The 22,050-nt window shown below is 63.0% G+C and carries 20 protein-coding genes, 1 pseudogene and 1 riboswitch; of the genes and pseudogenes, 10 read left to right on the forward strand and 11 right to left on the reverse strand.

Translation table 11 applies throughout. The features are described from left to right. Positions 1 to 13: 13 nt before the first annotated feature. Positions 14 to 853: a CPBP family intramembrane glutamic endopeptidase gene (locus M0639_RS09845; protein ID WP_064074953.1), complete on the reverse strand. Its 840-nt coding sequence runs from the start codon at positions 851 to 853 to the stop codon at positions 14 to 16. An 85-nt stretch (positions 854 to 938) separates the two neighbouring features. Between M0639_RS09845 and M0639_RS09850 the strand changes: the two genes are divergently transcribed. Further along, positions 939 to 1,247 (forward strand): rhodanese-like domain-containing protein, encoded by a 309-nt coding sequence (locus M0639_RS09850; protein WP_003940684.1) that lies wholly within the window; start codon positions 939 to 941, stop codon positions 1,245 to 1,247. A gap of 47 nt (positions 1,248 to 1,294) precedes the next feature. Here the strand turns inward: M0639_RS09850 and M0639_RS09855 are convergent, their stop codons facing one another. Next, positions 1,295 to 1,936 carry a dihydrofolate reductase family protein gene (locus tag M0639_RS09855; protein ID WP_003940771.1) on the reverse strand — a complete coding sequence of 214 codons (642 nt, stop codon included), beginning with the start codon at positions 1,934 to 1,936 and terminating at the stop codon, positions 1,295 to 1,297. 74 nt (positions 1,937 to 2,010) lie between these two features. Further along, positions 2,011 to 3,096, reverse strand: a complete 1,086-nt coding sequence (locus M0639_RS09860) for a TDT family transporter (protein ID WP_042449826.1) — start codon at positions 3,094 to 3,096, stop codon at positions 2,011 to 2,013. Positions 3,097 to 3,187: 91 nt separating this feature from the next. On the opposite strand from M0639_RS09860, the gene M0639_RS09865 reads away from it, so the two are divergent. After that, the gene (locus M0639_RS09865; RefSeq protein ID WP_030535095.1) at positions 3,188 to 4,099 is read left to right on the forward strand and encodes a LysR family transcriptional regulator; all 912 of its coding nucleotides are present in this window, start codon (positions 3,188 to 3,190) and stop codon (positions 4,097 to 4,099) included. A gap of 12 nt (positions 4,100 to 4,111) precedes the next feature. Here M0639_RS09865 and M0639_RS09870 read toward each other — a convergent pair whose 3' ends face one another. Next, on the reverse strand, positions 4,112 to 4,792 hold the full coding sequence (locus M0639_RS09870; RefSeq protein WP_007727412.1) for a TetR/AcrR family transcriptional regulator: 681 nt from the start codon (positions 4,790 to 4,792) through the stop codon (positions 4,112 to 4,114). A 74-nt stretch (positions 4,793 to 4,866) separates the two neighbouring features. Here M0639_RS09870 and M0639_RS09875 point away from each other — a divergent pair, with 74 nt between their 5' ends. The 3 genes and pseudogenes from M0639_RS09875 to M0639_RS09885 all read left to right on the forward strand — a co-directional run bounded on the left by M0639_RS09875 (position 4,867) and on the right by M0639_RS09885 (position 11,214). Continuing rightward, a complete protein-coding gene (locus M0639_RS09875) occupies positions 4,867 to 6,003 on the forward strand; it encodes an FAD-dependent oxidoreductase (protein WP_007727411.1) in 1,137 nt (378 codons plus the stop codon). Between the two features lie 7 nt (positions 6,004 to 6,010). Next, on the forward strand, positions 6,011 to 6,844 hold the full coding sequence (locus M0639_RS09880; RefSeq protein ID WP_064074915.1) for a DUF3626 domain-containing protein: 834 nt from the start codon (positions 6,011 to 6,013) through the stop codon (positions 6,842 to 6,844). Between the two features lie 180 nt (positions 6,845 to 7,024). Next, a pseudogene (locus M0639_RS09885) lies at positions 7,025 to 11,214 on the forward strand (bifunctional nitrate reductase/sulfite reductase flavoprotein subunit alpha). 6 nt (positions 11,215 to 11,220) lie between these two features. Here the strand turns inward: M0639_RS09885 and M0639_RS09890 are convergent. Continuing rightward, complete coding sequence (locus M0639_RS09890) at positions 11,221 to 11,685, reverse strand: tRNA (cytidine(34)-2'-O)-methyltransferase (RefSeq protein WP_007727408.1); 465 nt, start codon at positions 11,683 to 11,685, stop codon at positions 11,221 to 11,223. A gap of 136 nt (positions 11,686 to 11,821) precedes the next feature. On the opposite strand from M0639_RS09890, the gene M0639_RS09895 reads away from it, so the two are divergent. Next, positions 11,822 to 12,502: an excalibur calcium-binding domain-containing protein gene (locus M0639_RS09895; protein ID WP_064074916.1), complete on the forward strand. Its 681-nt coding sequence runs from the start codon at positions 11,822 to 11,824 to the stop codon at positions 12,500 to 12,502. A 33-nt stretch (positions 12,503 to 12,535) separates the two neighbouring features. Next, complete coding sequence (locus tag M0639_RS09900) at positions 12,536 to 13,156, forward strand: pentapeptide repeat-containing protein (protein ID WP_003940770.1); 621 nt, start codon at positions 12,536 to 12,538, stop codon at positions 13,154 to 13,156. 6 nt (positions 13,157 to 13,162) lie between these two features. Here M0639_RS09900 and M0639_RS09905 read toward each other — a convergent pair whose 3' ends face one another. Continuing rightward, positions 13,163 to 13,438, reverse strand: coding sequence for a DUF1905 domain-containing protein (locus tag M0639_RS09905; protein WP_064074917.1), 276 nt, complete (start codon positions 13,436 to 13,438; stop codon positions 13,163 to 13,165). Between the two features lie 32 nt (positions 13,439 to 13,470). Then, positions 13,471 to 13,983: a GNAT family N-acetyltransferase gene (locus M0639_RS09910; protein WP_063836256.1), complete on the reverse strand. Its 513-nt coding sequence runs from the start codon at positions 13,981 to 13,983 to the stop codon at positions 13,471 to 13,473. A gap of 31 nt (positions 13,984 to 14,014) precedes the next feature. On the opposite strand from M0639_RS09910, the gene M0639_RS09915 reads away from it, so the two are divergent. Together M0639_RS09915 and M0639_RS09920 are read left to right on the forward strand one after the other, a co-directional pair. Beyond that, the gene (locus M0639_RS09915) at positions 14,015 to 14,872 is read left to right on the forward strand and encodes a bifunctional methylenetetrahydrofolate dehydrogenase/methenyltetrahydrofolate cyclohydrolase (RefSeq protein WP_007727401.1); all 858 of its coding nucleotides are present in this window, start codon (positions 14,015 to 14,017) and stop codon (positions 14,870 to 14,872) included. 5 nt (positions 14,873 to 14,877) lie between these two features. After that, entirely contained in the window at positions 14,878 to 15,162 is a 285-nt protein-coding gene (locus M0639_RS09920; RefSeq protein WP_003940740.1) for a DUF3017 domain-containing protein, read from the forward strand. Positions 15,163 to 15,167: 5 nt separating this feature from the next. Here M0639_RS09920 and M0639_RS09925 read toward each other — a convergent pair whose 3' ends face one another. The 4 genes from M0639_RS09925 to M0639_RS09940 form a co-directional block, all read right to left on the reverse strand. Continuing rightward, a complete protein-coding gene (locus M0639_RS09925) occupies positions 15,168 to 15,743 on the reverse strand; it encodes an SWIM zinc finger family protein (protein ID WP_050654857.1) in 576 nt (191 codons plus the stop codon). Next, positions 15,743 to 17,572 carry a DEAD/DEAH box helicase gene (locus tag M0639_RS09930; RefSeq protein WP_231915038.1) on the reverse strand — a complete coding sequence of 610 codons (1,830 nt, stop codon included), beginning with the start codon at positions 17,570 to 17,572 and terminating at the stop codon, positions 15,743 to 15,745. The genes M0639_RS09925 and M0639_RS09930 overlap by 1 nt, the downstream gene beginning before the upstream one ends. Before the next feature lie 118 nt (positions 17,573 to 17,690). After that, positions 17,691 to 18,827: a homoserine O-acetyltransferase MetX gene (metX, locus tag M0639_RS09935; RefSeq protein ID WP_007727395.1), complete on the reverse strand. Its 1,137-nt coding sequence runs from the start codon at positions 18,825 to 18,827 to the stop codon at positions 17,691 to 17,693. Next, positions 18,824 to 20,149: a bifunctional o-acetylhomoserine/o-acetylserine sulfhydrylase gene (locus tag M0639_RS09940; RefSeq protein WP_007727392.1), complete on the reverse strand. Its 1,326-nt coding sequence runs from the start codon at positions 20,147 to 20,149 to the stop codon at positions 18,824 to 18,826. The genes metX and M0639_RS09940 overlap by 4 nt, the downstream gene beginning before the upstream one ends. Before the next feature lie 143 nt (positions 20,150 to 20,292). Further along, positions 20,293 to 20,433, reverse strand: a riboswitch (SAM riboswitch). A gap of 305 nt (positions 20,434 to 20,738) precedes the next feature. Here M0639_RS09940 and M0639_RS09945 point away from each other — a divergent pair. Then, complete coding sequence (locus M0639_RS09945; protein ID WP_003940772.1) at positions 20,739 to 21,962, forward strand: NADP-dependent isocitrate dehydrogenase; 1,224 nt, start codon at positions 20,739 to 20,741, stop codon at positions 21,960 to 21,962. Positions 21,963 to 22,050 lie beyond the last annotated feature (88 nt).

The following is a 22,050-nucleotide window of genomic DNA, read 5'->3' on the forward strand; positions in this document are numbered from 1 at the left end:
CGGTCGCGGTCGGTCAGGCCGAGACGGGTGTGTGCCGTTCTTCGCCGATTCGATCTCGGATGAGGAAGACGGCGATCACCCCGAAGACGACCAAGAGGACCGTCAGTAGAGAGGTGATGGCGGCGGCGCCGCTCACTTCCGTGGTCACCGAAGTGTCCAGCCCGCCGGTCGAGAGAATTGTGGTGGGGTCGGTGAGGCCGTGTAACACGATTGCGGCCCAGATCGTGCCCGTCACACGCATTGTCAGGTACATGCACATACCGAAACCGAAGGTGTAGACCACGGTGACCAGAACGGTTGACGCCTTCATCCCGGCGATGAGGTTGACGGTGTGCATGAGTGCAAACACCAGGGACGACACGACGGCGACAAAGCGTTCCCGGTGGCCGGCGTCGCGCAACATCTTCACTGCCAGGCCACGGGTGGCCAATTCCTCGGTCAGGCCGACGCCCGCACCGAGCACCAGCAGGGCGATTACCTCGCCGGTGGTCCAAGCGCTCCAATCGGTTCCCGCCAGATGCGCAACAATGGCGGCGACCACGATGATCGGACCGATCCACATCCAACCGCGCCCACGAATGGGTTGTGGGCCGAAGACGCCGCGCAGCCAGCCGACCTTTGTCGTGAAAACCAGCAGGGCGATCCCGCCGATCGCGATGGGCAATGCGACGCCGAGGAGGATGCTGGAGGCGCTTGCCACGACATTGTCCGTGTCGATCTGGTCTGCAAAAACCCTGGAGGTAACCTGCCCGACAGCAAGATAGAACGCCAGGTAGACGACGATCAGCAGGAGCACTTTCCATACGGTGGGGCGACTCCAAAAACCGGACTCTTCGGGAACCGTATTGGTCATTGTCAGATCGTAAAGGGAGCTGCACGAAAACGCGCGGGTACCGTCTATTCGGACAGCGGCGAACACGAAGGCAGGCGCAGAAGAAATGTTGGAAGTCGATTTGAATGCACTGGACACGGCTTTGGCAGCGGGTGAGCCGTTGATCGACGTCCGTGAGGCCGACGAGTTCGCTCAGGTCCGAGTTCCCGGTGCGACGCTCATTCCGCTCAGCGAATTCGTCTCTCGCGTGGGTGAAATTCCGGACGCGGAAACGGTGTACATCATCTGCGCCGTCGGTGGTCGGAGCTTGCAAGCCGCTGAGTATCTGCAGGCTCGCGGCATCAATGCCGTTTCGGTGGCCGGTGGAACGATGGCGTGGTACCAGTCGGGGCGCCAGGTCGAGACCGGCGAATAGTGCGTAACTGTTGGGGCAGCTCCCGTTTACGGAGCTGCCCCAACACGTCACTTCCGCCAGAACAGGTGGTGCGTCACGCCGCTCGGGCTCGGCACAACGTCGAGGTTGAAGCGGTCGAGTAACTCGTCAGGTGTCTCCCACAGTCGTAGACCGGATCCGAATTCGATCGGGGAGACAGCGATGTGCATCGTGTCGACCAGATCGGCGTCGAGGAATTCACGGATAGTGCTGACTCCGCCGCCGAGTCGAACGTCCTTGCCCTGCGCTGCCTCACGTGCCTGCGCGAGGGCCGTCGCGGGGTCGGCGTCGACGAAGTGGAATGTCGTGTCCGATAGCGTGAACGACGGCCGCACGTGGTGGGTCAAGACAAAAACCGGGGTGTGGAACGGTGGCTCGTCGCCCCACCAGCCCTGCCACTCGAGATTCTCCCAAGGGCCGCGGTAGGGTGAGAATTTGTTGCGGCCCATGATTTCGGCGCCGATGTTGTTGGAGAAGTCCCGCGTGAAATAGTCGTCGAGGCCTCGGCTGCCGCCGGGATCGGTGCGATTGGGCCAGCTGGCCGTAGCTCCTGCCCACGCAAACATTTCACCGTGGTCCAGGCCGAACGGGCTCTCGAAGCTCTGGTCCGGACCGCAGGCTATTCCGTCACTCGAAACGCCGAAATTCTGCACTCGCAATAACTGACTCACCGTGTACTCCTGCTCTCGACAATGGTCTACGTGAGTACAGACCGTACGGCGAGCCAAAACTCATCGGTGCGAATTCATGCAGCCGCCGGTAGAACTCCACTGCGGATCGACCGGACGGTCCTGACCGCGACGGTTGCCCAGATGGGGATCAGTACGGTCAGCAGGGCAAGTGCGATTCCCAGGATCAGGGTGGAACCGGTGGCGACTCCGAAGGCATTCGCTCCGACGGCACATGCTCCGATGGGGAAGGTGAAGCTCCACCAGCCGAGCGAGAAGTCCAAGCCGCGGCGCAGTGCGTGGATGGTGACGACGGTGACGGTGACAAACGCGATCACGCCGATGATTCCGACGACGGTTCCGTAGGCGATCCCGAATTCGTGCAGGGTGTCGGCATGCTCGGGGCTGAGTGCATGCCGTGAGGCGGCGGCCAACAGGTTGGATGCCGCGATCGACTGTCCGATCACGCCCAACGGAATCCACAGTGAGGGAATGGCATTGAACGGGATCACGTCGACGCCGGCCGAACGGTTGCGTGCGAACTGCCTGGCGACGGCTACCAGAATGCCGATGGCGGCGGTCAGCGCCAGAGCGAACAGGATGTAGCAGAAAACCAGTACCGCGATGCGTGGAGCGCCTTCGGGCATGTGGGTGCTGACCGCTGCGCCGGTGGTGGCCGAGACCATCGGAGGTACGACGGGCATGAGCCAGAACGGCATTGCCGTCGCCATCCCGGCATCTCGAACGAGTCGAATCATCATCACGACGTAGGTGACCAGGCCGAGTGCCGTGCCGAGTGTCCACAGTGTCAGCGACACGGTGATCGCCACGTCGTGGCCGAGGAAGTCCGGGCCGGTGATGCCGGTTGCGGATCCCACGGTCAGGAGTGCCATTGCGACGGCGCCGTAGAAGGGGAACATCGCGGGGCTGTGCAGGTAGGCGAGGGCCTGACATCGATGTTGTGACCAATGGGTGGCAAATGCTCCGATCAAGGCGCACAGTACGAGAACCGCCAGAACCCAGAAGATCTCGGAGACCAGTTTCAAGCCCTCGATCTCCGGTTCGAGCGAAGCGGCGGCCACCGACACGATTCCCGTTCCCATCGCTGCCGCGAACCAGTTCGGAGTGATGTGGGCGAAGGTGGAACTCGTTGTGGTGGTCATGTATTTCACTGTCGTCTCATCCGGTCCGTACCGGTAGACCGGTTGTTCTTGAATGCCCACAAACTCGCCTTGTGGGTCTAATCTTGGGACTATGTCGTTGTCTCCTCGGGTGCCGGAACTCAGTGCCCTCGACGTCCTCCTTTCCGTAGGGCGTCTGGGCAGCATGGGTGCTGCCGGCCGGGAGCACGGACTCAGTCAGCAGGCGGTCAGCGCCCGGGTGCGTTCGGTCGAACGCCAACTCGGAATCAAGGTGTTCGATCGAGCGGCGACCGGTGTTCGTCCCACCGCCGAGGGCGGTCTGATTCTCGAGTGGGCAAGTCACATCCTCGTCAGTGCCGAGGAAATGGCATCGGGAGTTGCCGCACTTCGCGGTGAACGTGATGCTGCCGTCACGGTTGCCGCCAGCATGACCATCGCCGAGTATCTGGTTCCCGGATGGACGGTCGCGATGCGGCACAAGTTCCCCAACGTCGTGGCGTCGGTGAGCTTGCACAATTCCTCGGACGTCTCTGCTCAAGTTCAGGCCGGCCAGGCCGATATCGGATTTGTCGAAGGGCCGGATGTGCCGTCGGCGCTCGCGTCGTGCGAAGTAGCGCGTGATCACCTCGTCGTGGTTGTGCCGCCGGGACACGACTGGGCGAATGGTGTGCCCGTTCCGGTCGAGGAACTCGCACGCACACCGCTGATTCAGCGCGAGTCAGGGTCCGGTACGCGCCTGACGCTCGAGAATGCTGTTCCCGATTGTGTGCCGCCGCTGCTCGAGCTCACCTCGTGTACCGCTGTCAAGGCTGCGGTGGTGGCAGGCAACGCCCCGGCTGTTCTGTCGTCGCTGGCAGTTGCCGCCGACCTGACGGACGGCCGACTGGTCGCGGTCAACGTCGACGGCTTGCGGATGCCGCGTCGACTCCAAGCCGTCTGGGATCCCGATCGCGGATTGCGCGGTGCGGCAAGAGATTTCCTCGATATAGCGCTCGGATCCAACACCGCTGTTCATTCACGCTGACGGCTACGGCCGCTATCGGACGGTGTCGATCCCCGCGAGGATGAGCTCGATGCCTGCCAGAAACTGTTCTCGGTCGTCGTGGTCGCGCAACTGCGCCGTCACCTGATTGAGGAACGGGTACTTCGCAGAGTCGAGTTCTTCCCATCGCGTGGCGACGCCCGCGAGGAAAGCGGACCGATCTGTCTCACGGGGGAGCAGACGGGCGCCCGCGGCGTACTGTCCGGCGAGACCGAGCACGTAGTTCAGGAGCGCGGACGCGCAGTCGAACTGTGCCGATTCGGGAACGCCGAGCGCCTGGAGTTGCTCGCCGAGACTTTCGAAGATCTGCATCACCGCTGATTGCCACGGTTCACGTGAGAGTTGGGTGCCGACCCAGGGGTGGGCGTCGATCGCGTCGAACACGCCGAGGGTGATGGTCCGGATCGCCTCCCGTGGGGCTGCGCCTTCGGTTGCACCGGTTGTCACGCGGGCGATGACGTCGTCGGTCGCCGCGGCGAGCAGTTCGCTCTTGTTGGCAACGTGCCAGTAAATCGCCCCGCTACCTGTTGCCAGGCGTGCGGAGAGTGCGCGAAATGTCAGCGCGGCTTCGCCCTCGTCGTCGAGGATCTCGATCGCAGCCTCGACGATTCGCTCCTTCGAGAGCGCATCCGTACGTCGTTCGGTCCGCTGATTCCTGGTCGCCATGCGAACCATCTTGACATATCTGGAACGCCGTTCCAAGATGTCATTGGAACGACGTTCCAATCGAAGCCTGAAAGGGAACAAACATGAGCAACTCGATAACGATCATCGGGGCGGGCCTCGGCGGTCTGACCCTCGCGCGTGTCCTTCACGTTCATGGAATTCGGTCGAAGATCTACGAGGCGGAACTGTCGGCAGAAGCTCGCACGCAGGGCGGTCAACTCGACATCCACGAACACAACGGTCAGGCCGCGCTCGACGCTGCCGGCCTTACCGACGAGTTCCGCGCGATCATCCACGCGGGCGGCGCCGCGTCGCGCGTACTCGATCAACACGCCGCCGTGCTCCTCGACGAACCCGACGACGGCACGGGAGCACGTCCCGAGGTGCTGCGCGGCGACCTCCGTCGAATCCTGATTGATTCCCTTCCGGACTACACGATCGAATGGGGACGCAAAGTCGACACTGTGCGCTCGCTCGGAGATGATCGCCACGAGTTGACCTTCGTCGACGGTTCGACAGTGACCACCGACTTTCTCGTCGGTGCAGACGGTGCCTGGTCGAAGGTCCGGCCGCTGCTCTCCGATGCGAAGCCGGAATACGTCGGCACCACGTTCGTCGAGACCTACCTCTACGACGTCGACGAGAAGCATTCGGCTGCAGCCGAAGCCGTCGGGGACGGGGCGATGTACGCGCCCGCACCAGGAAAAGCGATCGCCGCGCATCGAGAGGCGGGAGACATCGTGCACACCTACGTTCAGCTGAACCGTCCGGCGGAGTGGTTTGCCGGTATCGATTTCACCGACGCCGCCGCTGCGACAGCGCGGGTCGCGGCCGAGTTCGACGGTTGGGCACCGGAACTCACGGCGCTGATCACCGATGGCGAAACCGCTCCGATTCCGCGCGCGATCCATGCACTTCCCGACGAGCACCGATGGGATCGCGTGCCTGGGGTGACGCTCCTCGGTGACGCGGCGCACCTGATGTCCCCGTCCGGTGAGGGTGCGAACTTGGCGATGTTCGACGGCGCCGAACTGGGAAAGGCGATCGCCACGCACCCCGACGACATCGAAGGGGCACTCGCCGAGTACGAAGAAGCGATGTTCGTGCGCAGCGCATCCGAGGCCGCGGACTCGCACGTGATCCTTGATCTCTGCCTCGGTGAAGGCACACCGTATTCACTGGTCGATTTCTTCACCGGCGCTGCTTCCATATCCGGATAATGGGCGAATGCCTGTTGATTCCACTCCTTGGTCTGCCGCGATTGCGCACGTGAGCGGTCTCTCGAAGGGCGGCCCGTTGGATCGAAATCGCCGGGTGACGTTGCACTTTCATCCGGACCTCCCGTCTGAACGTGGTCTGACACTGGCCTCGATCGCACGTCAAGGCACCTATGTGACCCAGTTCGAGACTCGAACGAGCAACGGCGGACTGACGGCGCATCACGGCGGCGATCGTTGGCGTTGGGAGAGTCGGATATTCGGCGGAGCCTACGACGAGCGAGAGCCCTCGGAACGGCCGAAGTACGGATCGTTGAACTTCTCCGCCGATCCCTACGGGGCATCCCCTCGGTTCGGCTCGTCCTACTTCCGGCTTGCCGAGCACACACTCGACCGCACCACCTTCTGCTTTCCGGACAGCGTCTTCGAGCCTGATCTCTTCGGAACGGCCGAAGCGATGAGCTTGGTCGACGCCGCACGGGCTGCCGAGCTCGACGATCCGCTCGACCACTACATCGAGGCGCACGTCCACGGCGCCGTCGACATCGGAACGGACGTCGAGGCGCTCGTTCTGGATCCGAGTTACCGGGGCACACTGATCGAAGAGATCGCCCACTCGCTCACGTGCCCGGTGCTGTGGCACGAGGGATACGCGGTCGATGTCGACGAGATAGCCGAACATCCCGAATACCGGGGAGCGGCCGTGATCGACCTTGCCCGAGAAATTGCGCACGGCAGGCGGCTGACGCCTGCCGTACTGGGGCTCGCACGGGGTGCATCCTTCGATCCGCAGGACGTCAAGAAGGTTTGGCACTACATCGCTCGATTCGGCGGCAGAGCGTAGAACTGGGCATTCGCGTACAGCTGCCCGTCGACGACCGCCGGTCCCGGGACCGCACATCGGTCCGAAGGGCGCGGTGAGGAAAGAGTGATTGATACGCAACATCGAGCATGAACTCCCGAAACAACTGCATCCGAAGATAGAAGTCGACCTTGATCCTCGGTCGAAGGGATGCATGAATCGATGGGCGCTCAACTCACCACCACCAGTGTCGACACACTCTGCGCATACTGCGGGGTGGGCTGTGGTCTTGTCCTCGACATCATCACCGATCCCGAGACGGGTCGTCGGAAGGCTGCGAAGTCTTCCGGTCTGAAGACACATCCCACCAACTTCGGGCGTCTGTGCACCAAAGGCACCACGACCGCAGACATGCTCGCCGGCCCGGGGCGCATGGAATCTGCATATCGCCGTCCGCGCCGAGGTGATGCGATCGAAGCGGCGGACATGGCCGCAGTCATCACTGACACCGCCCAGCGCCTGCGGGCAATAATCGACGAGCACGGTCCCGACGCGTTTGCGTTGTACGTGTCCGGGCAGATGTCACTCGAAGCTCAGTACCTGTCGAACAAACTGGCCAAGGGCTTCATCGGGACCAATCAGATCGAATCGAATTCCCGTTTGTGCATGGCGAGTGCCGGCACCGGCTACAAGCAGTCACTCGGGGCCGACGGACCGCCCGGTTCCTATCAGGACTTCGAACACGCCGACGTGTTCTTCGTGACCGGCGCGAACATGGCGGACTGCCATCCGATCCTTTTTCTGCGGGTGCAGGAGCGGATCAAGGCAGGCGCGAAGCTGATCGTCGTCGATCCTCGACGCACCGCCACCGCCGACAAGGCGAACTTGTTCCTGCAGATCGCTCCCGGCACCGATCTCGCGCTACTCAACGGACTACTCCACCTGCTCGTCGTGAACGGCCACACAGATCCGGACTTCATCGCCGACTTCACCGAAGGCTGGGAGGTCATGCCCAGTTTCCTCGCGGAGTACACGCCTGCGAAGGTCAGCGAGATCACCGGTATCCCCGAGGCCGACATCCGCACTGCAGCGCAGTGGATCGGTGAGGCTGCAAACTGGATGAGCTGTTGGACAATGGGTTTGAACCAGAGCACCCACGGCACGTGGAACACCAACGCCATCTGCAACCTTCACCTTGCGACCGGTGCGATCTGCAAGCCCGGCAGCGGTCCGTTCTCGTTGACCGGTCAGCCGAACGCCATGGGTGGGCGTGAAATGGGCTACATGGGGCCAGGTTTGCCCGGCCAGCGTGCCGTGATGGTCGACGCCGATCGCGACTTCGTCGAGGACCGATGGGGGATCCCGCAGGGCTCGCTGCGCACCGACATCGGCGGTGGCACCATTGACATGTTCTCCCGAATGGCGGCGGGCGACATCAAAGCGTGCTGGATCATCTGCACCAATCCCGTTGCGACGGTAGCCAACCGCAAGACCGTCATCGACGGCTTGGAGAAGGCCGACCTCGTCATCACCCAGGATGCTTTCCTGGGCACCGAGACCAACGAATACGCCGATGTTCTGCTGCCTGCTTCGCTGTGGACAGAGTCCGACGGAGTGATGATCAATTCCGAACGCAACCTGACGCTCTTTCAGCAGGCACTGGATCCGGTTGGGCAAGCGCTGCCTGATTGGCAGATCATCGCCCGGATCGCCTGCGAGATGGGGTACGCCGAAGCGTTCACCTACACCTGTGCCGAAGAGGTGTTCGAAGAGATCAAGCAGTTCTGGAATCCGAAGACCGGCTACGACTTACGCGGCGTCACCTACGAGCGCCTCCGCAAGACATCGATCCAGTGGCCATGCCCGCCAGACAGTGATCAGGACCGTCATCCCATCCGATACGTCAATGACGGTGTCAGTCAAGGGCTCCTGATCCGCGAGGACGGCAGCACTCCGAGGCTCGCATTTCCCACCGCCACTGGCCGTGCGATGTTCTTCGCACGGCCGCACATGCTTCCCGCCGAAATGCCCGACGACGACTACCCCTTCCTGCTCAACACCGGTCGTCTCGCGCACCAGTGGCACACCATGACCAAGACCGGCAAGGTGGCCAAGTTGAACAAGCTCAACCCAGGTCCCTTCGTCGAGATCCATCCCGACGACGCCGCCAGGCTCGGCATCGTCGACCAGGATGCGATCGAGGTTGCCTCACGCCGCGGTCGCGCTGTGCTTCCGGCTGTTGTCACCGACCGAGTGCGTCCGGGGAACTGCTTTGCCCCATTTCACTGGAACGACGCCTTCGGTGAATATCTGTCCATCAACGCCGTCACCAACGACGCCATCGACCCTGCCTCGCAGCAACCGGAGTTCAAAGCCTGCGCTGTCACTATGACGAAGGTCGCCGTGAACACACCTGAAACAGTGCTCGCCGAGGCGGCGCTGGTGGCTCCCGCGCCAGCTGATCGGGCTTTGTCGCGAACCGATGTCCTCGCAGATGTCCTCGGTCAAACAGGAACACCTGCAGTGGTATTCGATGCGCTCCAGCAGAGCTACCTGGCCGGCCTTCTCGCTGCGTTGCGTGCGGACGCCGATCGCACTGCCGGGGTACCTACCTTGCCGTCGACGGCACCGTTCGATGCCGAAAAGCGGATGTGGGTCGACGGTGTTCTGGCCGGCCTGTACTCGCGGATCTCACTTCCTGACACCGACGGGCCTGCGTTGTCATCGAGTCCGAGTATTGGATCCGAGCGCGCGCCGATCGTGGTGCTCTGGGCATCCCAGACCGGAAACGCGGAAGAATTCGCTGCTGAGTGCGCCACTCGTCTCGGGGGAATCGGCTTGCCCGTGGTGATGCACGCGATGGACGAGTTTCCCGCCGCCGACTTGGCAGCTACCAGAGAGGTCCTGCTGATCACCAGTACCTCCGGTGACGGCGAATCTCCGGACAACGGCAGCGGTTTCTGGGATGCGTTGTCTGCTGACACGGCGCCCCGCATGTCCGAGACACGTTATGCAGTAATCGCTTTCGGCGACTCGAACTATGCCGACTTCTGTGGACACGGACGAAAGCTCGACGCCCGCCTTGCCGAACTGGGAGCCAGTCGTATCGTCGATCGCGCCGACTGCGAGCCCGATTTCGAGGACACCGCTGCTGGATGGCTGGAGGCGGTCACGGCTGAGCTTCGGAGCTCGGTGGCCGGCGAGACGACCGACGTTCTCGTTGCAAAGAAGAATTCTGGGACAACCGTTGCAGCCGAGCCGATTTCACCGGCGATGTCGCCGCCGCTGCGATACAACAAGAAGGCGCCACTGACCACAGCCTTGACGCGCAATGTCGTGCTCAACCGTCCGGGTTCTTCCAAAGACGTGCGGCAGTTGGGCTTTCACCTTCCAGGTGACACGGTCAGTTACGAAGCCGGCGACGCTCTCGGAGTCTGGCCCCGAAACAGCTCTCCGTTTGTCGACGAGTGGCTCACCCTTACTGGCCTCGACGGTGACGAGACCGTCGAACTGGGGCAGTACGGGGAAATGACGCTTCGCTGCGTACCGCGCTCACCGAGCGCTTGGAGATCACTCGAATCTCGACCGACATGATTCGATTCGTGCATCAACGAACCCGCGATTCGGACCTGGCCGAGTTGTTGAAGCCGGAGAATGTCTCCACGTTCAAAGACTGGTCGTGGGGACGACAGTCCGTCGACATTCTCGCGCAGTCGCCCGTTCGTGCCTCGACAGACGAATGGCTCTCGCTGCTCAAACCGATTCAGCCGCGGCTGTATTCGATATCTTCCAGTCCGAAGGAGAACCCACGCGAAGTGCAGTTGACGGTGTCCGCGGTGCGATACAACGTTGCGGGTGTCCCACGGCGTGGAGTGTGCTCGACTTACCTCGCCGACCACGCTCACGATGACGACATCGGTATCTACGTGCAGAAGTCGACCCACTTCCGGCCACCTTCCGATCCCGAGACCCCGATGATCATGGTCGGTCCGGGGACCGGCATTGCACCGTTCCGTGCCTTCCTGCATGAGCGGCGGGCATTGGGGCACACGGGCCCGAACTGGCTGTTCTTCGGAGAACAGCACGCCGCGACCGACTTCTACTACCGCGAAGAAATCGAAGAATTGCGGAAAGACGGATTCCTCACCGAACTCGACCTCGCGTTTTCCCGGGATCAAGCCGACAAGGTCTACGTGCAGGACCGGATGCGTGAGCGGGGTGCGCTGCTGTGGGAGTGGTTGCAGAAGGGAGCGCACTTCTACGTCTGCGGCGATGCCAACCGGATGGCCAAGGACGTCGACAGTGCCCTCAACGGGGTGGTCGCTCAACACGGAAAACTGGCTCCTCGCAGTGCCGAGGCATACGTGAAGGCTCTTTCGGCGGAGAAGCGCTATGTCCGGGACGTCTACTGACGTCGATCAGACAGCGCCCTTGAACCCGTGCTGACGCCAGGCCTCGTACGTCACGAGGGCGGCAGCGTTGGACAGGTTGAGGGACCGGCGTCCGGGCAGCATCGGGATACGCAGGCGCTCGGTGACGTGTTCATCCGCCAATACTTCTTCGGACAGTCCGGTGGGTTCGGGTCCGAACAGCAGGACGTCGCCGGGTTGGTAGGCGATATCGGCATACGACGTGGTCGCGTGCGCGGTGAAGGCGAATACGCGAGCGGGGGTGACGGCTTCCCAGGCAGCGGTCAGGTTTTCGTGGACCGTGACAGTCGCCAGGTCGTGGTAGTCCAAGCCTGCGCGCTTGAGCTTCGGCTCCGACAAGTCGAACCCGAGAGGGCCGACCAGGTGGAGTTCGCAACCGGTGCCCGCGACCATGCGGATCGCGTTTCCGGTGTTGGGCGGGATGCGGGGCTCGTGGAACATCACTCGGAACACTCGAGGAACTGTACCGGGCGACGTATCGGTGCCCACGTCCGTGAGAAGACCGGTCGGGAAGTGTGGGCGAATTGGTAACAAACCGGCCAGTCCGTGCGAATCTATTTCCGGCACTCTTCGCAGAACGGACATTTTGATGAACCCTCCCGCCGGTTGGAACCCCGACCCCTTCGACCCCACGATCGACCGTTACTGGGACGGTCAGCAGTGGACCGCGCAGACACGGCCCAAGGGCGTCGACGCACCCACTCAGGCTTTCGGCACTCCCACGCAGGTCTTCGGCGCACCCGGATCGGCGGTGCCGGACACTAGCGCCGAGGAAGGCAAGACGCGGCGTAAGTGGCCGTGGATCGCCGGCGCGGCAGTCGTGGGGCTGGTTGCCATCGCCGCGGCGACGGGCGCGGGCAAGTCGGAAGAATCGACGACGCCTGCTGTGACCACTTCTACGACAGCGGCGGCGACGACAACCAAAAGCACGGTCCCGTCGACGACGAAGACCACGACTTCGTCCCTCTTGCCGACGACGACAACGATCGTGCCGCCACCGACGACAACCACCGTGGCAATAGTGCCGCTGGTTCCGCAGGTCCCGGAGACCACGACTACGCCGTATGTTCCGCCCGCTCCGGCGTACACACCGCCGAAGACAACGGAACCGGCGTACGTTCCGCCGCCGGCCAAGGTGCCCGACGCGGGGGTGTATTACGCCAACTGTGCAGCCGTGCGAGCGGCCGGTGCTGCCCCGATCTACCGCGGCGATCCCGGCTATTCGTCCAAGCTTGATCGTGACGGTGACGGCGTGGCCTGCGAGACCTAGGCGATCGAACCGGTGTCGGTGCGGCGGGGCAGTATGGACGGCATGCTCCCCGAAGAATCCGACGATGTCGTCGGCGAAGACTATTCAGACGCGCGGCTGGCCGGGCAGAAGTGGCGTCAGCGCACTTTCACCAACTGCAATTTCCGAGACGCCGACCTCACCGGACTCACGACGGAGTCGGTGGTGTTCACGGATTGTGATTTCACCGGCACCGATCTGGGGGAGTCCGTGCACACGGGAACTGCGTTCCGCTCGTGCAATTTTGCCCGGACCAGCCTGTGGCACAGCACGTTCCGAAACTGCAGTCTGCTCGGGTCGACGTTCGACGGTTGCCGCATCCGGCCGTTGACGCTCGACGAAGTCGACTTCTCGTTGACCTCACTCGGCGGGGCGGACCTGAGAAAGATCGACTTCACCTCATGCCGCTTCCGTGAAGCGAACCTGGTTCGGGCCGACATGCGGGGCGCGGTGCTGGCGTCGGCGGATCTGTCCGGTGCTCGTACGGGTGGACTCAAACTCGAAGGTGCAGACCTGCGCGGTGCACGGATCGATCCGAGCCTGTGGACGTCCGCGTCCGTCGGAAACGCGCAGATCGAGTTGATGCAGGCGGTGGCGTACGCGTCGGCGCACGGTCTTGTCGTCGACATGAAGTAGCAGCGCCTAGCTCTCCAAGCGCTCCTCGAGGCGCACCGTCACCAGCTCGCCGGTCTCCTTGCCGATGGCTTTGCGAAGATCGGCTTTGACCGGCAGCTTGTGGTTACCGTCTCCCAACGCCATGAACGAACTCTGGAACGGATGTCCGTCGATCGTCCCGCGTACCTTGACCAGGCCGCGGGTGCCGAAGAACTCGGCGGACTCCGGCCAGATCACATAAGTCCACCCGCCCTTGGCGTCGCTCTTCTGCAGGGAGGCCGTGAATTCCTTGTCCAGCAACATGATGTCGGTCCTTTCGAACTCGTCCCAGTCGATCAGCGGATGAATTCCCGTGCGAGCAGATCCATCAGCAGCCCGTCCTTCCACACACCATGGCGATCTCGCGAATACTCGCGCATCACCCCGACGTCTTTGAACCCCACCGATCGGTAGCACGCGATGGCGACGGAGTTGTCGACTTCCGGGTCGATGACCAGACGGTGGAATGCGAGGTCGTCGATCAGGTGGGCACACAGCACGCGAATCGATTCGCGACCGAACCCTCGGCCGTGGAAGTCGGGATCGAGGAACAAGTCGAGCCCGGCGTGGCGGAAGTCGGGGTTGTCCTCCGCCTCATACCACTGGATGAAGCCGATCAGGTGGTCGCCGTGGAAGATGCTGTAGCGCGTGGTGCCAGCCTCCGGCGCTGCAGGCCAGTCGTCGTCGGGATTTTGCCACCAGTGCACGACGTCCGGGTGCAGGTGAATTGCTCGCAGACGGGCGTGATGATCGGGCGCGACGGGGGAGAGGAGCACCCTCGGGCCGCGTAGTTCCGGAGCCGTTGTCACTCATCGACCCTAACCTGGAACAATGGTCGCCGTGACTGCAACGATCCTCGACGGCAAAGCTACCCGCGACGAAATCTTCGAAGACCTGAAGGTGCGGGTGAGCGCTCTGAAGGCAGAGGGCATCACACCCGGCTTGGGCACCATCCTGGTGGGCGACGACCCCGGATCCGCGGCTTACGTGCGCGGCAAGCACAACGACTGCGCCAAGGTCGGTATCAATTCTTTGCGACGCGACCTGCCTGCCGACATCACGCAGGAGCAGCTCAACGCGACGATCGACGAGCTCAATGCCAATCCCGAGTGCACCGGCTACATCGTGCAGTTGCCGCTTCCCAAGCACCTTGACGAGAACGCAGCCCTCGAGCGCATCGACCCCGACAAGGACGCCGACGGCTTGCACCCGGTCAACCTCGGTCGACTGGTGTTGGGCAAGGAAGCCCCGCTGCCGTGCACCCCGCGTGGAATCCTGCATCTCCTGCGCCGCTACGAGGTCCCTATTGCAGGCGCACACGTGGTGGTAGTCGGACGAGGCGTCACAGTCGGTCGCCCGATCGGATTGCTGCTGACTCGTCGTAGCGAGAACGCGACGGTCACGCTCTGCCACACCGGTACCCGCGATCTCGCGGCCGAGGTTCGCCGCGCCGACATCATCGTCGCTGCCGCAGGCGTTCCCGGCCTCATCACCGCAGACATGGTCAAGCCCGGGGCAGCGGTCCTCGACGTCGGCGTCAGTCGCACCGACGACGGCCTGCGCGGCGACGTCGCAGCCGACGTCAACGAGGTCGCCGGCTTCGTCTCACCCAATCCCGGTGGTGTCGGACCGCTGACCCGCGCGTTCCTGATCACCAACGTGGTCGAGCGCGCCGAGCGGGTTCTGGCCGGAGTCTGAGTCCGATGTCCTCACTGGTCGGCCTCGCGAAGAAGAATCTGCCCATGCTCGCGGTCCTCGCCGTGATTGCGGCGGCCGTGGTTCTCGTGCTGGCCGACCGGTGGCGCCGCGGCGCCCTCGTCTTCGGTGTTGCCGTCATCATCGGAGCTGCCGCTCGGTGGTTCGTTCCCGAGAACCGTGTGGGGTTGCTCGCGGTGCGTGGAAGGGTCTTCGACACCGCGGCGATGGGCGTTATGGGTGTGCTGATCGCGACGCTCGCCCTGACCATCGATCCGCTCGGTACCGACTGAGAAGATCAGCCCCCGTAGAACGAGCGAATATCGATATCACTCAAAGGGATCCACTCCGGTGAATGTGCGGATGTCGACTTCTTTCCAGCCTTGACCGGTGCACTCCGTAACGTCACCGCAAGTGCAGGTTCCTCGTCGATTCGCCCGGCGAGGGCGTAGATCGCGGCGAGATGGTGAACGCACGGCGAGCGTCTACCTGAGCAGTCGCAGCTGGCAGTGCACTCCGAAAGATCAACGGCTACTGCGATATTTCGAGCCTGCAGTTCGGTGACGATGCTGTCCGGCAGTTCGCCGGTGGAGACGGATCTGTTCGCCTTTCCAGCCGAACGGAGAAGGCTCTTCACTGCAGCGATCTCGGATTTGGTCCAGAGCGGGACACCAATCGTCACTGACGAAGTTTTTGCCTTGGTGCTCACCTCGGCGACGACGGTCCCCGACGAGACGACGGTGAACTCCACGGAACCGTTGCGTGCCAGGGTGCGAGCCGTCGGCAGGGACGGGTTCGGACCGGACGCCGCGGTCCGCTCCACCGTGCGCAGCCACGCTCGACCCCAAGCGGTGACGCCGAATTCGTTGGCCATCAGATGATCACCGCGCCGTCGAGTTCGAGAAGTTCACGCAGTTCGGTGTCGGGGAGATCGGCCAGCGCGGCCTCGACGTTCCCGGAGACAGCATCGGCCACAACTCGTTTGGACTCGTGCATCGCTGCTATGTGATCCTCCACGGTACCGCCCGTCACCAAGGTGTGGACGTTGACGGTGCGTTTCTGGCCGATGCGGTGTGCCCGGTCGGTTGCTTGATCCTCGACGGCTGGGTTCCACCACCGGTCGTAGTGCACGACATGACTTGCGCGCGTGAGGTTGAGGCCGAAGCCGGCGGCGCGCAAGCTCAGAATCAGAACCGGTGGTGAATCCGTCTCGTTCTGGAACGCGTCGACCATCGCGTCTCGTTTGTCGGTGTTCAGGCCGCCGTGGAGGAAAGGCACGGCGCCGATTCCCAGTTCGGCTCCCAGGTGTCGCGAGAGCATCTCGCCCATCGTCCGGTACTGCGTGAATATCAGCGCGCGATCGCCGTCGTCGACGATCTCGGCGATCATTTCCGTTGCGCGGTCGAGCTTTCCGGATCTTCCGTAGAGGTCGTCCGTATCGCCGGTGACCTGCGCCGGGTGATTGCATACCTGCTTGAGAGTGGTCAGAAGCGCAAGGATGTTGCCACGCCGGGCAATTCCCGCGCCCAATCCGGAGTCGAACGCATCGGCAACTGCCGACCGGTAGATGCGCGCCTGTTCCGACGTCAGAGTGCACGAGACCGTGGAGAACTGTTTGGGCGGAAGATCCTTGGCCACTATGTCTTTGGTTCTGCGCAGAATGAAAGGATCGATCACCGCGGCAAGTCTGGTCGCCGCGGTGGCCGATCGACCGGATTCGATCGGGACGGCAAAGCGTTGACGAAACCGTGCGCGAGTTCCGAGGACGTCGGGGTTGGCGACGCGAAAGAGTGACCACAATTCTTCGAGGCGGTTCTCCACCGGCGTGCCGGTCATCGCTACCTTGACGTCCGCCGACAACTGCATTGCTGCTTTCGCGGCGAGGGAAGCGGGGTTCTTGATCTGTTGCGCCTCGTCGAAGACCACTGAACTCCAATGAACCGGGGCCAATTGGGCTGCGTCGGAACGCAAGACGCTGTAGCTGGTCAGAACCGTAGTGCCGGCGGGGATACGAGTGGGAAGTGCACGGGCGGCCCCGTGATGAACGTGCAGTGGCAGATGCGGAGCGAATCGCTCGATCTCGCGGCGCCAGTTTCCTATCACCGAGGTGGGACACACAACCAGATGCGGACCGTCGTCGGCGCGGATCGCGATCATCGAAATCGCTTGCAGTGTCTTACCCAAACCCATCTCGTCGGCCAAGATCCCACCACCCGAACCCGACAGAGCCGTCAGCCAGGCAACTCCCTGCATTTGATACGGGCGCAGAGTCGCCTGAATCTTTGCTCGGCGAAGACTCTCGATGGCCGCGCGCGCTTCCGTGAACAACCGCACCGTGGACGCGGCGCTTCGGATCTTCGTGTCGTCGCGCTCGATCGCGGCATGCGCTGCGGTCGGAATGTCATGTGCGCCGGTGTCGATGACGCGCTTCCATGCGAGCAGCGACGATCCGAGGTCGCCGCGACCAGCATCGAGGTTGTGGAAGGCGTCGATCGCGGTGGTGAGGTCGAGCAGTTGCGCTTCGACGTCGGTTGCTGTGATCGACTCGTCGACCGGGATCGCAAGCCTGCACACGCCCGGCGACCCGGTCGGCATCCCCAGTGCCGACAGCCGCGCTGCCGGGTCTGCGTCACCCCAGAACGCGAAGGACATGTGCTCGGGAATGTACGTAGCCTGCAGGCGCGTCGAGCATGGCTGATTCACGTTCGCCGATGCTAGCCGCGCCGGCTCACGTTCGCCAATGAGAATGTCGGGAAAACCCGCAGATCAGCTGTGGTTTTCCCGACATTGACGAATCCTGAAAACGTGGCTCTGTGCCGAATCAGCGAGCCGTACGTGCGAACTCCATCGTTCGGCGAAGCAGTCCGGCGACGGCGTCCGCCTCCGTCAGGAAGCCGTCGTGGCCGTCCTTGGACTTGAGAATCTCGAGGCCGCTGCACGTGGAAATTCCGTCGGCGATCTCCTCCTGCAAGCGAAGGGGATACAGCCGATCCGAGTCGACGCCGCCCACCACGACCGGTGCCGTGATCGATGCCAACGCCGCCGCAACACCGCCGCGTCCACGACCGATGTCGTGCCGGTTCATGGCCTCGGTCAGGAGGACGTACGTGCTCGGGTCGAAGCGGTCGACCAGCTTGTCTGCCTGATGTTCCAGGTAACTCTGTACGGCGTATCGTCCACCGTTCCAAGGATTTTCGTCGTTCTGAGCGGAGTTCTCGAAGCGTGCGTCCAGTTCGGACTCGGTGCGGTACGTCAGGTGCGCGATGCGACGGGCGATGCCGAGTCCGGTGCGAGGTGCCCGCCCCGTTCCGTGGTAGTCACCGCCCTGCCAATCCGGATCGGAGACGATGGCAGCGATCTGCGTCGTCTGGGTGCCGATCTGATCTGCAGTGGCCCGTGAACCGGTTGCGAGAACCAACGCGGAGCGAATGCCGTCCGGGTAGGTAACTGCCCATTCGAGGGTGCGCATGCCCCCCATGGATCCGCCGACTACCGAGGCCAACTGGTCGATCCCGAGGAGATCGACGAGCTTCTTCTCCGCCGCGATCTGATCCCGGATGGAGATCTCCGGGAACCTGCTGCCCCACGGCTTGCCGTCGTCGGCCGGCGAACTGGGACCGGTCGTGCCGCGACAACCACCGAGGACATTGGTTGCGATGACGCACCATTCGCCGGTGTCGATCGGTTCGCCGGGGCCGACCATCCCGTTCCACCAGCCGGGGGAGGGCTGATTCGCGGAGATCGGTCCGGTGACGTGTGAGTCTCCGGTCAGTGCGTGCTCGACGAGTACGACGTTGTCGCGGTTCGGGGAAAGCTCACCCCACCGCTGAACGGCGAGCGAAACCGATGGGAGCACCGCGCCGCTCTCGAGTTCCAAGGCACCGATGTCGACGAACCCCACCTGGCCGTCGGGTGGGGGCAGGAGGTCGATCCTGGGCTCCAATTCGTTCACGGTCACGAGTTTGCCACCGCTGCCAGGCCGACGGTGAGATCGGCGAGGATGTCGTCGATTCCTTCGATGCCGACCGCGAGGCGGACGAGCCCGGGTGTGACACCGGAGGCGAGCTGCTCTTCGGGGGTGAGCTGCGAGTGTGTCGTCGACGCGGGGTGGATGACGAGTGAGCGAACGTCACCGATGTTGGCGACGTGGCTGTGCAGCGTCAGGGCGTTGACGAACGTCTTGCCCGCATCGATACCGCCGGGCAGCTCGAAGGTGACGATGGCGCCGGTTCCCTTGGGCGTCAGCTGCTTTCCACGTTCGAACCATGGCGAGGAGGGAAGTCCCGCGTAGGAAACGGAGGCCACCTCGACGTGACCGTCGAGGAATTCGGCGACCTTCTGTGCATTGGATACGTGGCGCTCGATGCGCAGGCTCAAGGTTTCGATACCCTGCGCGATGAGGAACGCGTTGAACGGCGCCACGGCGGAGCCGAGATCGCGCAGCAGTTGGACGCGGGCCTTGAGTGCGAACGCCGGCGCGCCGAGGTCCGCGAAGGTGACGCCGTGGTAGCTGGGATCAGGCGTCGTGAAGTTCGTGTGGCGACCCTGCGTCCAGTCGAAAGTGCCACCGTCGACGATGACGCCGGCGATCGCGGTGCCGTGTCCACCAAGGTATTTGGTGGCGGAGTGAACGACGATGTCGGCGCCGTGTTCGAGTGGGCGAAGCAGGTACGGCGTCGCGACTGTGTTGTCCACGATCAACGGAAGACCGTTCTCGTGGGCCAGTGACGAGATACCGGGTAGGTCGAGGATGTGGTTCTTCGGATTGGCGATCGTTTCGCCGTAGAACGCCTTCGTATTCGGGCGAATGGCTTCGCGCCACTGCTCGAGATTGTCGGGATCCTCGACGAACGTGACTTCGATACCCAGCTTGCGAAGGGTGTAGTGCAGGAGGTTGTACGTGCCGCCGTACAGGTACGGGCTGGAGACGATGTGGTCGCCGGCCTCGGCGATGTTGAGGATCGCGATGGTCTCGGCGGCCTGACCCGAGGAGAGGAGGAGTGCGGCGACTCCGCCTTCGAGGGCAGCGATGCGCTGCTCGACGGCGTCCTGTGTGGGATTCATGATCCGCGTGTAGATGTTGCCCGGCTCGGCGAGGCCGAACAGTGCCGCAGCGTGATCGGTGCTGTCGAAGACGTAGCTGGTGGTCTGGTAGATCGGCAGAGCGCGCGCATTGGTGGCGGTGTCCGCTGTTTGTCCGGCGTGCACCTGCTTGGTCTCGAACGACCAGTTCGCGGTCGGATCCGAAGTTGCTGCGGCGTCGGCTGTGTTGTCGGTCATGATTTGTTCACTCCAGTGGTCTGACGGATAGATGTCGGACGGGGGCGAATGATCGCCGCCCCGTGCTGGGGTCTATCTACAAGTGCGACACATACTGAAATACCTCCGTGGGGCTCGGCCCGGTCTGGGGTCCGTCCCTGTCGGACCCGCGCTTGTCACCCGAATTGCGGTGGAACTGCGCGAGCAGATCCACGTCGGGAAACCTGGTCATCACCCGGGGCACCCCACCGCGGTTGGAGGGTTGCCGTCCAGCGAGCCGGGGCTTGACGCTGGCACTCATGACCAAGTCGGATTCTACCGGGAAGTGAGCGCAGTCCTGACACGGGGCGAAATGTGAGCCGCAACCGCACGCGAGGCAGAGCGACGCAGCCCACTAGCAGGCAAAAGTTACTCGCGAGTAGAGACCGATGAGTGGACCTGCCGGTTGCGGCCTCACGGGTTAGCAGTACGCTTGTCTTGTTTGGGACTCATCTCCCGAGATCAGTCCACACCGTCTAGGTTTGATAATCGAACCGTTCGCGGACCCACTCACAAAGTGTGACCGCAACCGTGTAACCAGGGAAACTTCCTAGGAGGACGCGAAGCACCCATGTCCAAAATCAAGGTTGAGGGCACCGTCGTCGAACTCGACGGCGATGAGATGACGCGCATTATCTGGCAGTTCATCAAAGACAAGTTGATCCATCCGTATCTCGATGTGAACCTCGAGTACTACGACCTCGGTATCGAGTACCGCGACGAGACCGACGATCAGGTCACCATCGACGCAGCGCACGCGATCCAGAAGCACGGCGTCGGCGTCAAATGCGCCACGATCACGCCGGACGAGGCACGTGTCGAGGAATTCGGTCTCAAGAAGATGTGGCGTTCCCCGAACGGAACGATCCGCAACATTCTCGGCGGCACGATCTTCCGCGCACCGATCATCATCTCCAACGTTCCGCGACTCGTTCCGGGCTGGACCAAGCCGATCATCATCGGCCGTCACGCATTCGGCGACCAGTACCGCGCCACAGACTTCAAGGTCCCCGGCCCCGGCAAGGTGATGATCACCTACACGCCTGAGGACGGCAGCGCACCGATCGAGCACGAACTGGTCAACTTCCCCGAAGAGGGCGGCGTCGTCCAGGGGCAGTACAACTTCACCACGTCCATCCGTGACTTCGCTCGCGCGTCGCTCACCTACGGACTGCAGCAGAACTACCCGGTGTACCTGTCCACCAAGAACACCATTCTCAAGGCGTACGACGGTGCCTTCAAGGACATCTTCCAGCACGTCTACGAGACCGAGTTCAAGGCTGAGTTCGATGCTGCAGGTCTGACCTACGAGCACCGCCTCATCGACGACATGGTCGCTTCCGCACTCAAGTGGGAGGGCGGATACGTCTGGGCATGCAAGAACTACGACGGCGACGTCCAGTCCGACACCGTGGCCCAGGGCTTCGGTTCGCTCGGCCTCATGACGTCGGTTCTGCTGACACCGGACGGAAAGACCTGTGAGGCAGAGGCTGCTCACGGCACCGTGACGCGTCACTACCGTCAGCACCAGCAGGGCAAGCCCACCTCGACCAACCCGATCGCGTCCATCTTCGCGTGGACCCGCGGGCTCGAGCATCGTGGCAAGCTCGACAGCACCCCTGAGGTCATCGGCTTCGCGCAGGCGCTCGAAGACGTTGTCATCAAGACCGTCGAAAGCGGCCAGATGACCAAGGACCTCTCGATGCTGGTCGGCGGCGATCAGGGCTACCTGACCACCGAGGAGTTCCTCGGCGCGCTCGACGTGAACCTGCAGAAGGCCATGGCCGCGAAGTAGATTCACCGCTTCACCTGTCAAATGGGACGTCTGGGAAACCGGGCGTCCCATTTGTGTTCGCGGTCTCACGTGAGTGAACTCACCCGCT

It is taken from the genome of Rhodococcus qingshengii JCM 15477, from assembly GCF_023221595.1.
GTDB lineage: Bacteria > Actinomycetota > Actinomycetes > Mycobacteriales > Mycobacteriaceae > Rhodococcus_F > Rhodococcus_F qingshengii.